Consider the following 12,534-nt stretch of genomic DNA (forward strand, 5'->3'; position numbering starts at 1 on the left):
AGGAGGCTGCCCGTGCGCACCGCGATTGACGTCCTTCCCATCGCCTTTCGCTTGGGTCAGCTTGACGCGCTGGCGCGCACCCTGCTCGCCTCCCCTGCCCTCTACAGCCCGGAAATGCGGGCTTCTTTCCATCTGCGCTGCCTCGCCCGCGCGTGGGAGCAGTATCGCCAGGACCGCGCCATCAGCCTCGGCGCGCAGCTAATCGGCGCGGAGTGCGCGGCCGAGCGCAACGCCTTCCTGACGCTGCTCGAGCGCGCCTTGCCGGACCGCATGCATCCCCTCGCCCAAGCGATCGGCGCGGTGCGCCGGCTCGCCATTCGTCCCCTCGCCAGCGAAGCCGCCGCAGCGGCCGAGATTGTCGCCGCCAGCGCCGGCACGTTAGATGCCGTGCTCGCCGCCCTCACCGATCCGGTGCTGCCTTCGGCTTCACTCGAACGGCTGCTCGCGCTCATCGACCGGTTTCGCACGTCAACCGCGATCGACGATGACCCGCTCTCAGCCACCGCTCTCACCCCTTGCTGGGCGGTGAACCTCGCTGCCGCAGCAAACAGCCAGGCTTTTCATCTCAGCGCGACCCCCCTCCCCTGCCCCGGCATCGTTCAACGCCGCTTGTTCCGCGCCGACCGCTCGCCCGAGGACCGCCGGTCCGACGCAGCCGAGATCCTGCGCGAGGCACTCCACGACACCGCCTGCGATATCGCCCGCCTGCCCCGCGCCGCCGAGATTTTTGCGCGAGAATTTCCCGATCAGCGATCGAACTCGCGGCTCTTGCCGAGCTGGCTGCTGCTGTTTGCGCTGGGTGCCCTCACCCCGGCCCAGCTCGCCCGCGCCCTCCCCGCAACCAAGGCCGGTGCCGCGAAGCTGCTGCGTCAATTGGAAGCAAACCATTTGGCCAACTGCCCGGCTCCCTTTGCACCCTTCAGCACAACCGTCACCCTGCCTGTCGCATTTCCTGAGCTGTGGGAGGGCGGGCCGCGCTGAGGCCGCCTGCTTGGCGGCGGCGGCGTGGCCCGAAGGTGTTTCCCGAGACCCTCAACATGACTTTCGCTCAGCCCGCTTGCCGTCGCAACATTAGTCACCTCCGACGCTGAGCCAGAACGGTCATTGGAGGAGGCCGCCGGGAGTCATGGCGGCTGCCCATTGTCAGAAAGCGGAAGCGCCCTCGTCCGTGCGACTAGCGGTCGATCTCTCCCCCTCCCTGCTCATGCGCGAGCTTAGGCGGGTGCTCTGCGAACAGCAGAGAGCCGCTGTATCCTCCGTAATTCGAAAGGCAGATGATAGCTCAAATTTCTGCCCAAAAACTGGTCTCGCGCGCTCGGACGAGCCGCTTTTCGATAAGTCATTGTTTTTATTGCCGAAGCAAAAGTGCCCGCAAACGGGCCTTAGAGCGCCAAAAGAGGCTTCGGATAGGGTGAGGATGCCAAGGAGCTCCGAGAGCGCCCTACGGGGCTCTGAGGGCGAATTTCAGCAATTCCCCTCGGGGGCGCACCTACAGCGCGGGAATTCAGCTGCAAAGTCGCTTTGTCAGGCAACTGTGACGCGAACTGCTTTCATCAAGTCGATGCGGATTGGAGCAGCTGACATTATCTCGCCAGCTCGCTGACATCGAATTTCGTGTCGCCTCGGTGGATAGCGGAGCGAGGGCAACCGTCGCTTGAACCTCGGTCCGAATCGTCATTACTGTCCTCAGTCGAATCCATCTCGAGGCCTGCTTGGCCGAGAAATGCCGGCTCCACCTCCCCTCCCCTCCCCTCCCCTCTGTCTCTCGCACGATGCGGGCGAAAGCGCTCCCACCTGATTTTCGCTTCAGAAGAGGGCCGCCGCCACATCTGAATAGAGCTGAGCGGCAGGCTAGACGGGGCCCACCACGGACTGCAAAAGCCGCCTTCGACTTCGCGCTGCCTTGCTACCTAGCCCTCATGAGGTATCGCGAAACGGGCGTGCACGAACTCTTAGCCGCGCCTGAAGGCGGCATGCAATTGTCCAGGCTTGGCTGCAGGCACGGGCCGAGGAGCGCGGCTCCTCCCCTCGTCGGCTCGCTAGGTGTGAGCGTTCAGTCTCAATCTCCGCGCGGGCGCCGATGCCATCGCAAGCAATGCGAATCGTCACACGAGGCGGTGGGACTCGGTCCCTGCAGGCGCCGCCAAACTGCGGGGCCTGCTTGCGCGCCAACCACTTGGTGGGCCACAATTGATGCCGCGCGCCGTCCACCCGCGCTATCTGCTTTCGCATTGTCCTTTCCAGAAGCTCGAGAGAGCACCCCGATTGCCGGGCTCAAAGAGCCGAATAGCGTGCTGAGGTGGCCATCGAAAAGCTGGCTTTAGCGCTTGGTTCATTGGGACGTTTCCACGCGAGACCCTGGCATCCAGGCGTCGAATTGGCGGACCGAGCTATCCCAACTCTGCGGCATCTCTCTCATAAAAGATAATCATTTCAAATCCGCCGCAGGCGCTAACGTTAGTCGGTTATATCTTAGAGTTATTAAGTTACCCGATGGAGCGCCTTAGCGGAATCGCGGGAATCTCGCGATTCGGAGCAGATGGAACGATTCTAATAACACGACGCGGCATACCTGATAGCACGACGCCACGATTCTAATAACACGACACCCTCAATGTGATAACACGAGAAGCCGGCTTTCGCTGGGGTTAAATGTGAATGGGGCGGCTTAAGTAGCATCCCGTGAGGGTGCGGTTAGTGTTTCGATTCGCTTTTGGTTCGCGGAGACCAAACCGGAACATCAGTTGTCATCTGCATGGTGGCATTCATGCGTGTTATCAGGAATGTCAGCGGTATTGGCGATCGTGTTATTAGGAATGGTGCTTGGGGAGCCTCCCTCTTCCGCCAGTTCGGGAGGTCCATTATCTCAGTTTGGAGGAGGCATCATCTCCAGAATTCTTGACCCACCGGCGTTCATCCGAAACGACGCTTTGTTGCGTCGACGTGCTTTTAGAATCTCTGCAGATAGGCAATGGGTGCCGTTTCGCCGCGGTCGAGGCGGATTTCCGAAAACACGATCAGTAGGTCGCCCAAAATCATCCGCAACAACGCTGCTGACACTTAGGGCTCTGATTCTCCGCTTCTTCGCTTAAGCCCGATCGTTGCACTACCCGAGAGCGCAAATTGCGCCTCAGCGTCAGGCCCGTACGGACCAAGGGCGTCATCAGCTATTGGATTCACTACGGAACGGGAGAACCCCACCCGAGCGATGTCCGCAGCTTGTATGAATTTATGCCTCGGCTAACTCGCGAATATGTTCGCGCTCCCAGTAAATGCAATGCGCTGAACGGATATGGCGCTGCAGTGGAGGGATCGAGGCCTTCTGCTGGTTAGAAGCCTGGAAGACTAAACTTGTTGCGCTCATGGTGCTTCTTCATGAAGCCGTAGAAGCGCTTAGAATAGTTTCGCGGCATTTCATCTGGATTGCTGTTCAGGAATGCGTCGAACTGCTTGATGAGAACATCTAAGTCCCAGCCGGGACATTCAGCCTTGATCGCAGCATAGGTTTCAGGATCGAGAACTTCGTGAGCCCGTCCACCGCGGCGCCTGGGAGTTGCTGCCGCCGCTGCGGCATAACTGGGATCGTGGGGGTCGCCACTGCGATGGGGTTCGATCACCTTGAGACCAGAAATGGCTTGCTGAACAAGACGACGCGTCAGCTTCGGATCGACGACGTCGGCAGCAGTGGCCCCTGATAGCGGCCTAAGGCGCCGCTCGGCGGGGGCGGAAGGCACCTCGCCCTTGCCTGAGAGGGTAGGGGACGGGAGGGCGGCCTTTTTACGGGAATTTAGCTCCTGATGGCCGTCCAAATATCGGCGCATCACCATCTTGAGCTTCGGCCGGGGCGTTTCAGCGCCAATGACTTCTAAACTGATCTCGGGCAGGGCGTTGGCGCGCGCGAGCTCCAAGATCTTATTTTTGAATGAGGGGAGGGAGCTTTCGCTACCACTCTTCTGATGCAACGTTTCGAAGCCGATCGTAAAACCTTCAGCACCGTTTCCACCCGCGTGCTTGCGGCTCGCTCGGTAAAGCCATTTGCCGAGGCCGCTGGTGATCTCGAAATAAAGAGGGGAGATCGCGAGAACATTCCGCTTATCCATCACTCCATCAAAGAACCACTTTGATAACGTGATCTCCATCCCCAGGGAGCGTTGGGTGCGTTCATCCACCAGGTGAGTGTAACTGTCGATCCACGAGAATGTCGTCTCGCGCGTTTTTGAATTCGCTCGAATATTAGTTTTAATGGTCGTAGCTTGAAGGCGGTCAAGGGCACCGATGAGGCGTTCGTAAGCTCGTCCGCTCACTCCCCAACAAATTCGTTTTAGAAGGTCGCCAGGCTGGAGGCGGATGGTAGGCGAGAGATCATTTGCGCCTCGCTCACGCAGCTCATTCAGGTGGGAGGCCAGATAGATCATGATATCTGCGTCCCAAATCGTCGCCATCCCGTATTCTGGATTGGCAGACACATGTACCGTGACCTGCTTATCGGGGCTGACATACTCGATAGGCTTGACCCGCTTCTTCTTAGAGAGACTAAAGAAGGGGCGCTGCATTGTCTCTTGATAGTCTCGCAGCGAAATGTCGCTGAAGTCCGGAAGCGTAAAGAACATCTCAAACTGGACTCGGCGTCCTCCAACGACCGTCGGAGCTGCCTCAACTTCTCGGGTCTTCATGCGACGTCCCACGCGCGGGACGTCGCAGCTAACCATCTGTAATATAAGGAAGAATTACAGATTCCCAGAGTGGCGAACTCACTCCCTTTCCGAGCGCTTACATCCATCATTGCCGAGCGGACCTTTTCATAATCTTCGCCCGTTCGATTAAGGGCCTTAACGCCTCCAGGATATCATCTGCAGAGAGATTGGTGGGATTGAGTGTGATGGTGAGGGCCCGGGCGCGGTCGCGCTCAACCTGGCCAATTGTTGAGCCATTTGCCTCAATTGTGGCCTTCTGTACCCGGCCGGTTCGGCTTGTTGTCGCCTTAATAAGGCGGGCCACGACATCAGCACCGCTGATCGGTTCCTCATCACCGGACTGCCGGAAGCTTTGCTCAGTAGCAATTTCCCTTGCTGCTGCTTCCATCTTCTCACGAAGAACTGGATTACGGAGCGCGGGGAGGAGCTTGTCGCCATGCCGAACTTGCAGATCCATTGGCGAACTAAATGCACAAATGATCGACTGCGGGATTTCTGTGAGACCGATATAGCGGGACAGCATTGATTTGGAGAGCTTCACTCTGTCGGCGAGACGCGCCTGAACGCCATCGTAGTAGGCATCGACGGCAGCCTTGTAATTTGCCCCCCGCTCGAGATCGGAGATGTCCTCCCGCTCCCGATTCTCGATGTCCGCCAGCCTAAATGCGGCTTCATCATCGAGATCCTCGATAATCGCGACTAGCTCAATGTCGGGATAATGGTTTGCGTTCAGCCAAGAGATAGCCCAATGGCGTCGAGTCCCGATGACGAGTTCATATTCGAGCGCGGCGTTCTTGGTGCGGCGAACAACCACGGGAATCCGGTTGCCGTTCTCGGCCTGAATTGAATCGATGAGACTACGAACGCGATCCTCAGTGAGCAGCGCATAATCGCGGGCATTCCCGGGCCAAATCGAACATTCGGAGGGCTTCAATCGAATTGTGGGTCGCTTCACCATCCGAGCGGCTTCTGTGAAGCCCTCTAGCCTACGCGCGGTGAATGTGCGCGCTGCTCCCGATTGGGATGCCTCGACGTCCGACACAAGCGAGGGCGCTGGTGCCGCAAGTGCTTCGCCGATGAGAGACCGGCGGCTCATGCTGCAACACTCGTTACCGCGTCATTGGCGCGCTTCGAGATGCTTTGCGACGGCCACTGCTCTCGTATCTGCTGAAGAACCTCATTGAATACGGAGTCCAGGTTGTCACGGCAACGCTGATAGGTTGCATGAGCGGCAGAGGGCTTGCTTTCATAAATTGAACGGAACGCTTGAGTGGCGTTCTTGATCTCCTCGGACGCCAAGATTGGCTGGCTCAGGAGAAAGTTAGCGTAGGTTGCCTGCATCATTTTCCACATATCGGCTTCGCCGGGCTTACTCGGTGTGTATGTCGAACACACCACCCGAATAAAGCCGTAGTCAACAGGTGTCCCATTCTCTTCAAGAATCTCGATATTATCTGCGATGGTATCCATAAAGTGGATCGTTGAGAGGTAGTCGAGTTGTCGCGCAGGAACCGGCACCAGGAGTCCAGTTGCGGCCGCCATCACGTTCAAGCCCAGGAAACCCATAGCCGGAGGCGGGTCGAGCAGAATGACGTCGAAGTCTTTGATCACCCCTTGAATTCCAATGCGAAGCCGTTGCAGTCCCTCGCGGACCGCTTGCCCGCCTTCCCGCAAAGTGGCTGTCAGGTCCCACTCTGCGTCTTGAAGGCCGAGGCTGGATGGGACGATCTTGATCGTTGGCCATGCAGTTGCATGAATGGCTTGGCGGAAATCATCAAAGGTGCTTCGAGGCGACAAAAAGTTACCGAGCGTCTTTTCCTCGTCGATGAGTGACTCCGGCTGAATATCAAACATTGTGGTAGTTGAAGCTTGCGGGTCGCAATCGATAACGAGCACGCTGTATCCATGCAGTGCCAGATAGTCTGCGAAATGCTTGGTGACCGTGCTTTTACCCACGCCACCCTTGAAGTTCTGGACAGCAACCACGACGGCGTCCTCATCGGAGGCTTTACCGGGATGGATATGCAGCGCTTCACGAATGTTTGTCAGGTCCTCGAGCGTGTAATAACGACGCCCATTGCCGAGCTGCTTGGGAGGAGCGAGCCTTCCTTCCTTCTCAGCTTTGGCAAGTGCTTCTGGTGTCCGCCCGACCAGTTCTGCAGCCGCTGTCGGTCCAAAAGTGAGGTCAAGAACTTTGCGGTCCTCGGGTTTGAAAACGACTGATTTCACCCGATCGCGCATCATCTCGCACGAGCGCGTCATCGTCCGGAGTGTGTTTACGGTGTATGACATCCCCGTTAGCCTCCCTTTGGATCAACCATTCCGATCCGGTTCGTGTTCCATGCCCTAAATCTGGTCCCGAAGTCAAACTGTGAGAGGTTTCGAGCACTGACTCCTAATCGTGATTTGGGATTGTGAGACGCCATTCACGCGATCCATACCAAGCTGTTACGCGCCCGCTGCGCGTTCTGCTGGCCTCTCGTGGGGGGGGGCGGGCTTGTCTGACACTGGCGAACTCACTCGAGGCGACTGCTGTTACGGCCGACCGCCACTGGCAAAATCTCGAGATCGGGACTGCGATCGAAGTCGTGCGCTGACGGTGCGCATGATCCCGTTTCAGCTCCGGTGAGCCAACAACAGCTTCCTTTAGCCTGATCCACGAGACCCGAGATACCGGGGGAGCGAGCGCCAGTATGATTGGTGGCGAGCAAGTCGACGCGTCTATTTGATGTCGGGGCCTGTTCCGGCCCCCTGGCGCAAGGGCCTGGCCGTCTGCGCCGCTGCGCGGCTCCGCTTGGTGATCGCGTCGGTTTCCCCGTCCTTCCTTCGCTTCGCTCTGTGCAGGACGGGTGATCCCCCTCCGCCGCGATCAGCCCTCATTGCGCCATTCCCCGACCCGCTTCGCCAGCAGGCAGAAGCCGATGGCGCGCCATCGCCTTCGGCTCCATTTCAAAAGGGATAGAGGACATGATCAACAAAAACACAGCGAACTCGGCAGCATCGACGGCAACAATCGCCGCTCTGAATGATGCCGTGCGTGAGCACATCCACCGTCCGCAAGGCTTCAACCGAATTGTCGTGACGGCCGGAATATCAGCGATGATTGGAGATGCGACCTTGTGGACGGCCTTTCGCCGCCAGCGCCAACTACTCCGCCTGGTGAGGGAATATGGCGACTTTTCAGAACGAAACGATCCGCACGGCGAACGCGATTTCGGAGCCTTTGAATGGCAAGGCACCCGCTGCTTCTGGAAGATCGACTATTACGATCCCAAGCTGGAATGGGGATCGAACGATCCCACCGATCCCGCACAAACGGCGCGTGTCCTCACCATCCTTCGCGCCGATGAATATTGAAGTCATGACGTGCGCGCGCGACGGCTTCGCCGTCGCGCCAGTCTGCCGCAGCAGGAGGGAGCAATCCCTTGCTCATGAAAAAATCCGGCGCACCCGCCGCAAGCGACGGGCGCGCCTATGCTGGAACGAGCAGCTTAGGTGCGCGAGTGTCCAGTGCCAAACAGATCCAACGACACAGCGTTGGCCGCCGGTGCCGCAGTCAGGAGCGTGTCGCGGAGATCGTCACGCGATAGCATGGTGAGCCACTGCCGACCGTAGCTGCGCGCCACCAGGAAGAAGGTCTGGCCGTGGCATCCAACAACATTCCATGGATCGAGCTGATCGACCGGTGAGGCGGTGGACCCGAACTTATACGCCTGCACCCTCGCATCGACCCGCAACTGAATACCGCAGTCCCGGCACTGTGAGCGAACCAGCGCTTTGGATCGGGCGAGGTTGCTCCAGCTGGCAGCCCATTGGGGAAAGATGCGATCAATGCAGCTCATTAACGCGCGACTTTAAGGCTCTGATCCGCGCTCGACAAGCTGAGGCGGGCAAGCCGCCGCGCATGTTCGTATACCGGGGCCTGTTCCGGCCCCCTGGCGCAAGGGCCTGGCCGTTTGCGCCGCTGCGCGGCTCCACTTCGTGATCGCGTCGGTTTCCCCGCCCTTCCTGCGCTTCGCTCCGTGCAGAGCGGGTGATCCCCCTCCGCCGCGATCAGCCCTCGATGCGCCATTCCCCGACCCGCTTCGCCAGCAGGCAGAAGCCGATGGCGCGCCATCGCCTTCGGCTCCATTTAAAAAGGAATAGACGACATGACCCGCAAGCCTTCCGCCCGCCGTTCCGAGGTCAAGCGCATCGACGTTTACCAAGAGGTGACCAACCAGATCATCACCCTGCTGGAGGCGGGCAGCCGCCCATGGTCGCCCACTTGGAGCTCCGGCGCTGCATCGCTTCCGCTCCGGCACGAGGGGACCGCCTATCGTGGCGTGAACGTCCTTCTGCTTTGGTCTGCGTCCATGTCGCGCGCATACACCAATCCCTATTGGATGACGTACAGGCAGGCCAGCCAGTTGGGTGGGCAGGTCAGGAAGGGCGAGAAAGGCAATCTTGTTGTCCATGCCGGCACCTTCACGCCAAAGGGTGAAGCCGAGCAGGAAAGGGAAGGGGAGGAGGGCGAAGACCGCGCCCGTTCCTATCTGAAAAAATATGTCGTGTTCAACGTCGAGCAGATCGACGGCTTGGACATGAGCCAATATCCCGCTCCAGTTGTCGAAGTGAAAAATCGCGATGAGGGAGACGTTGAGCTTGATGCCGCCTTCACTCGCTATGGTGTTCCCTATACCGAGGGCGGCAACGAAGCCTATTATATGCCTGCTACCGACAATATTCGGATGCCGTCGTTCGCAGCCTTCAAAAGCGGCAATGCTTTCTACGCCACATTAGCGCACGAGATGGTGCACGCGAGTGGTCACAAGTCGCGCCTCGATCGGGAGACGTTGCACCAATACAGCAAAAGCACTGCAATCCGGGCTGCCGAGGAACTTGTGGCCGAGGTCGGCGCAGCCATGCTTTGCGCGCAGCTTGGTATGGCGCCGACCCAGCGCGAGGATCATGCCGCATACGTGGCGGACTGGCTCGAGATTTTACACGGTGACAAGCGGGCCATTTTCCGCGCCGCGACTGCCGCGCAGGCCGCCAGCGAATTCATCCTTGCCCAGATGGCCGCGCCTGCAACCGCCTGCGCCGCCTGATCCGGACTGGGCGGCCATAGCGCCGCCCACTTTCCCTCCCGCGAAAGGATTGAACGATGCTCAGATCAGCCCCGAGACTGTCCTGCGCTGGCGTGACCGGCCCGGCCGCATAGCCAAAGGGGCAGCTGATGGAGGGACTTCGGCTTCGTAAGCAGAGGGCTGGCTCTGAGAGCCGAGATCGCGCGGCAGCCGAGCCCCGTTCGGAGTTGCAAGCCGAGAAAAAGGAAACGGTTTCAATCGGTTATCGCTTCCATTTGGGTTCACTTTCGGGCACCATGTGCCTCAAAGAAAAAGAGAAATTCCCCGGTTCAGGAGATTATGTGTTTCTTGCTTTCACGCTTCTCGCTGCCGCATCGACCAGCTGCACTGTTGTCGATGGCGACACCCTTCGCTGCGGCGCCGAGCGCATTCGGCTTCTTGGCATCGATGCCCCCGATGATCCCAGCAATGGCCGCTGTCGTCCCTATCCCAAGCCCGGCGCGGTATGCGATGCGCGGCTTGCCGCCGCCAGCAAGGCGTCAATGCGGCAGATCATAACCGGCCCCTTGCGGGTGACGCGGATCAGCACTGACGATTATGGCCGGACATTGGCCATGGTCTATGTCCGAGGCCGCAGCCTCTCTTGTCTGCAACTCGAGGCGGGGAGGGCGATCTACAAACCGAAATGGGACAACGGCAGGATGGTCGCGGGCGAGTGTCCTGGCGCCACCTATCGTTGAGCGATATTGAGTAAGGCAAACCCGTGATGAAGAACTGGCGTAGCGATCAATTCAGGCAGAACGTCGAGCGCGCGAAAGCGCGCTTTGATCTCAGCCACATTGTCGGGCGACATGTGAAGCTGCGTAAAGCGGGCAATGAACATGTCGGCCTTTGCCCCTTCCATAATGAGAAGACACCGAGCTTCCGCGTCAATGATGCGAAGGGCGTATTTCATTGCTTTGGCTGCGGCGCAGGGGGCGATGCCATCGACTTCATCATGGATTTTGAGGGTCGCGAATTTGCCGACGCGGTCGCCATTCTGCTCGGAGAAGAGGGCTTGCCCGAGGCGGCACCACGGAATCGCGCCGCTCTGGTGCGACAGGAGAAGGCAGACCGTGCTGCGGCTGTTCTGGCCGCGCAGGCCGAATGGCAGGACGCCCGAAGCATCAAGGGCACGCCAGCAGAGCTTTATCTCGCCTCGCGCGGCATCACCGCTGATGTTCCTGCAACCGTGCGATATGGGCGGGTGGCACTCTGGCGCGACAAAAAGACCGGCGCTAGTGGACGCCGTTGTTCGGCTCTGGTGCTCGGAGCGCAGGATCGCCGCGGTAAGATCGTTGGCATCCAAAGTATCTTCCTGACGGAGGACGGCCAAAAGGCCGACATGGCAAACCCTAAGCTCAGCCTGGGGCAGATCCGTGGCAGTGCGGTTCGGCTTGCCCCGCCGGAAAAGCGGATCATCCTGACCGAAGGACCGGAGGATGGGCTGACCCTGAGAATGAAATCGCCCAAAGCTCCTGTGTGGATCACCCTGGGCACCGGCTCGATGCCCTATGTCGACCTCCCTGACGAGGTGGAGCATGTGACGCTAGCGGGCGATCATAATGCTGCGGGACGAGCGGCGGTTGAGCGAGCGGCCGAAGAATATAAGGCCCAAGGAAAAAGGGTGGATGCGATCTTCCCCGACCGCAGATATGAGGATTGGAATGATGAGCATCGGGGCATCAGGATGAAAAAATAAGCGGCCGCCTGACGGCGGCGGACTGTTCGGTGCTGCTGAACGGCACGCGCGCGCAGGGCCGTGTTGCCCATGCTTCAGCAGACGCTGCTGAAATCGACCATTTCAGCCCAGACAATGTTTCATCGGGCGCGTGGGCGATCCACAACAGCCGCCGCCAGCTGATGTAGCAACCTGCGGCGCGACCGCGATCAACGGATTGGATTTGCCATGAACTTCAATCCACGCACCACATCGGCTGCGATGTGGATGATGTTTCAACGGAACTGGATCAGATCATAGCCATGTTCAAGCGGAGGACGAGTGGATATCCGCCATCTCTCCTTCTCTCGTCGCTACCGGATTGATCTAGCTTCGATACGGCTAATGAGGACTAGTGAAAAAATGCAATGCTGCGCATTGCGACGGTTTCCTGCCTACGGCGGACCCTCCGTTTTTTCACTTGTCCTCGCCTCAATCTGCGCTTGCCAAACCTTGCGTTAGCAACGGAAGAAGGAAGGACATCATAATGATCAATTTCGCCAAATTCGAAATCATTGGCAATGTTGGCGCAATCCAGGCCAGCGGCAATGTCACGCATCTCAAGATCGCCAGCAATTTCCGCCGCAAGGACGGCGAGGAATGGGTCGATGACACTAACTGGAACCGCGTCACCATCTTCAATGAGCGTTACCGCAAAATAATCGCCGAACGTCTCCGGGTGGGCGACCTGATTTTCGCCGAGGGCACCATGCGCGACACCTCCTACGAGCGCGATGGCGAAACTGTCTTCACAACCGATCGGATCGTCGAGAAGTTCGGTATTCTCTCGTCCAAGGCCAGTGCGGACTGACGCGACGGGGCGGGCATTCGGCCCGCCTCGCAGTGCCACCAGGACTCGCCGGCTCGTTGATTGAAATCCGCTGCCAGGCTTAGCTTGCCGTGATCCAGCGATGGGCCTTGCTCCCTCTACCGACCTGATCGAAGGAGTACGGGAGGGGGAAGTTTCCCCCTGAGATCGAGCCGCGTTCCGCGTCTCGCCCTACCCCCTCGT

General features: G+C 59.1%; 10 protein-coding genes. 6 read left to right on the forward strand and 4 right to left on the reverse strand.

From position 1 onward, the window contains the following. Positions 1-12 precede the first annotated feature (12 nt). The gene (locus tag ACZ5Y5_RS20825) at positions 13-981 is read left to right on the forward strand and encodes a hypothetical protein (RefSeq protein WP_464811725.1); all 969 of its coding nucleotides are present in this window, start codon (positions 13-15) and stop codon (positions 979-981) included. A 2,348-nt stretch (positions 982-3,329) separates the two neighbouring features. On the opposite strand, the gene ACZ5Y5_RS20830 is transcribed toward ACZ5Y5_RS20825, so the two are convergent. The 3 genes from ACZ5Y5_RS20830 to ACZ5Y5_RS20840 all read right to left on the reverse strand — a co-directional run bounded on the left by ACZ5Y5_RS20830 (position 3,330) and on the right by ACZ5Y5_RS20840 (position 6,986). Then, entirely contained in the window at positions 3,330-4,673 is a 1,344-nt protein-coding gene (locus tag ACZ5Y5_RS20830; RefSeq protein ID WP_464811726.1) for a replication initiator protein A, read from the reverse strand. Between the two features lie 106 nt (positions 4,674-4,779). After that, complete coding sequence (locus tag ACZ5Y5_RS20835) at positions 4,780-5,790, reverse strand: ParB/RepB/Spo0J family partition protein (protein WP_464811727.1); 1,011 nt, start codon at positions 5,788-5,790, stop codon at positions 4,780-4,782. Next, entirely contained in the window at positions 5,787-6,986 is a 1,200-nt protein-coding gene (locus tag ACZ5Y5_RS20840; protein ID WP_464811728.1) for an AAA family ATPase, read from the reverse strand. Before ACZ5Y5_RS20840 ends, ACZ5Y5_RS20835 begins: the two co-directional genes overlap by 4 nt. A 675-nt stretch (positions 6,987-7,661) precedes the next feature. Here ACZ5Y5_RS20840 and ACZ5Y5_RS20845 point away from each other — a divergent pair. After that, positions 7,662-8,051 carry a DUF3768 domain-containing protein gene (locus tag ACZ5Y5_RS20845; RefSeq protein WP_464811729.1) on the forward strand — a complete coding sequence of 130 codons (390 nt, stop codon included), beginning with the start codon at positions 7,662-7,664 and terminating at the stop codon, positions 8,049-8,051. 134 nt (positions 8,052-8,185) lie between these two features. On the opposite strand, the gene ACZ5Y5_RS20850 is transcribed toward ACZ5Y5_RS20845, so the two are convergent. Further along, positions 8,186-8,536: a hypothetical protein gene (locus ACZ5Y5_RS20850; protein WP_464811730.1), complete on the reverse strand. Its 351-nt coding sequence runs from the start codon at positions 8,534-8,536 to the stop codon at positions 8,186-8,188. 309 nt (positions 8,537-8,845) lie between these two features. Here ACZ5Y5_RS20850 and ACZ5Y5_RS20855 point away from each other — a divergent pair, with 309 nt between their 5' ends. The 4 genes from ACZ5Y5_RS20855 (at position 8,846) to ACZ5Y5_RS20870 (ending at position 12,333) form a co-directional block, all read left to right on the forward strand. After that, positions 8,846-9,784, forward strand: coding sequence for an ArdC family protein (locus ACZ5Y5_RS20855; protein ID WP_464811731.1), 939 nt, complete (start codon positions 8,846-8,848; stop codon positions 9,782-9,784). A 320-nt stretch (positions 9,785-10,104) separates the two neighbouring features. Further along, positions 10,105-10,503, forward strand: coding sequence for a thermonuclease family protein (locus ACZ5Y5_RS20860; protein ID WP_464811732.1), 399 nt, complete (start codon positions 10,105-10,107; stop codon positions 10,501-10,503). 26 nt (positions 10,504-10,529) lie between these two features. After that, positions 10,530-11,504: a CHC2 zinc finger domain-containing protein gene (locus ACZ5Y5_RS20865; RefSeq protein WP_464811733.1), complete on the forward strand. Its 975-nt coding sequence runs from the start codon at positions 10,530-10,532 to the stop codon at positions 11,502-11,504. Positions 11,505-12,009: 505 nt separating this feature from the next. Next, complete coding sequence (locus ACZ5Y5_RS20870; protein WP_464811734.1) at positions 12,010-12,333, forward strand: single-stranded DNA-binding protein; 324 nt, start codon at positions 12,010-12,012, stop codon at positions 12,331-12,333. Positions 12,334-12,534 lie beyond the last annotated feature (201 nt).

The organism is Sphingobium sp. TomTYG65, assembly GCF_055395525.1.

What these genes read in the sequence shown, in the direction of transcription:
- ACZ5Y5_RS20830 (WP_464811726.1), bottom strand. Translation starts at nt 4,673, where the DNA reads ATGAAGACCCGAGAAGTTGAGGCAGCTCCGACGGTCGTTGGAGGACGC.
- ACZ5Y5_RS20855 (WP_464811731.1), top strand. Translation starts at nt 8,846, where the DNA reads ATGACCCGCAAGCCTTCCGCCCGCCGTTCCGAGGTCAAGCGCATCGAC.
- ACZ5Y5_RS20845 (WP_464811729.1), top strand. Translation starts at nt 7,662, where the DNA reads ATGATCAACAAAAACACAGCGAACTCGGCAGCATCGACGGCAACAATC.
- ACZ5Y5_RS20835 (WP_464811727.1), bottom strand. Translation starts at nt 5,790, where the DNA reads ATGAGCCGCCGGTCTCTCATCGGCGAAGCACTTGCGGCACCAGCGCCC.
- ACZ5Y5_RS20865 (WP_464811733.1), top strand. Translation starts at nt 10,530, where the DNA reads ATGAAGAACTGGCGTAGCGATCAATTCAGGCAGAACGTCGAGCGCGCG.
- ACZ5Y5_RS20840 (WP_464811728.1), bottom strand. Translation starts at nt 6,986, where the DNA reads ATGTCATACACCGTAAACACACTCCGGACGATGACGCGCTCGTGCGAG.
- ACZ5Y5_RS20870 (WP_464811734.1), top strand. Translation starts at nt 12,010, where the DNA reads ATGATCAATTTCGCCAAATTCGAAATCATTGGCAATGTTGGCGCAATC.
- ACZ5Y5_RS20850 (WP_464811730.1), bottom strand. Translation starts at nt 8,536, where the DNA reads ATGAGCTGCATTGATCGCATCTTTCCCCAATGGGCTGCCAGCTGGAGC.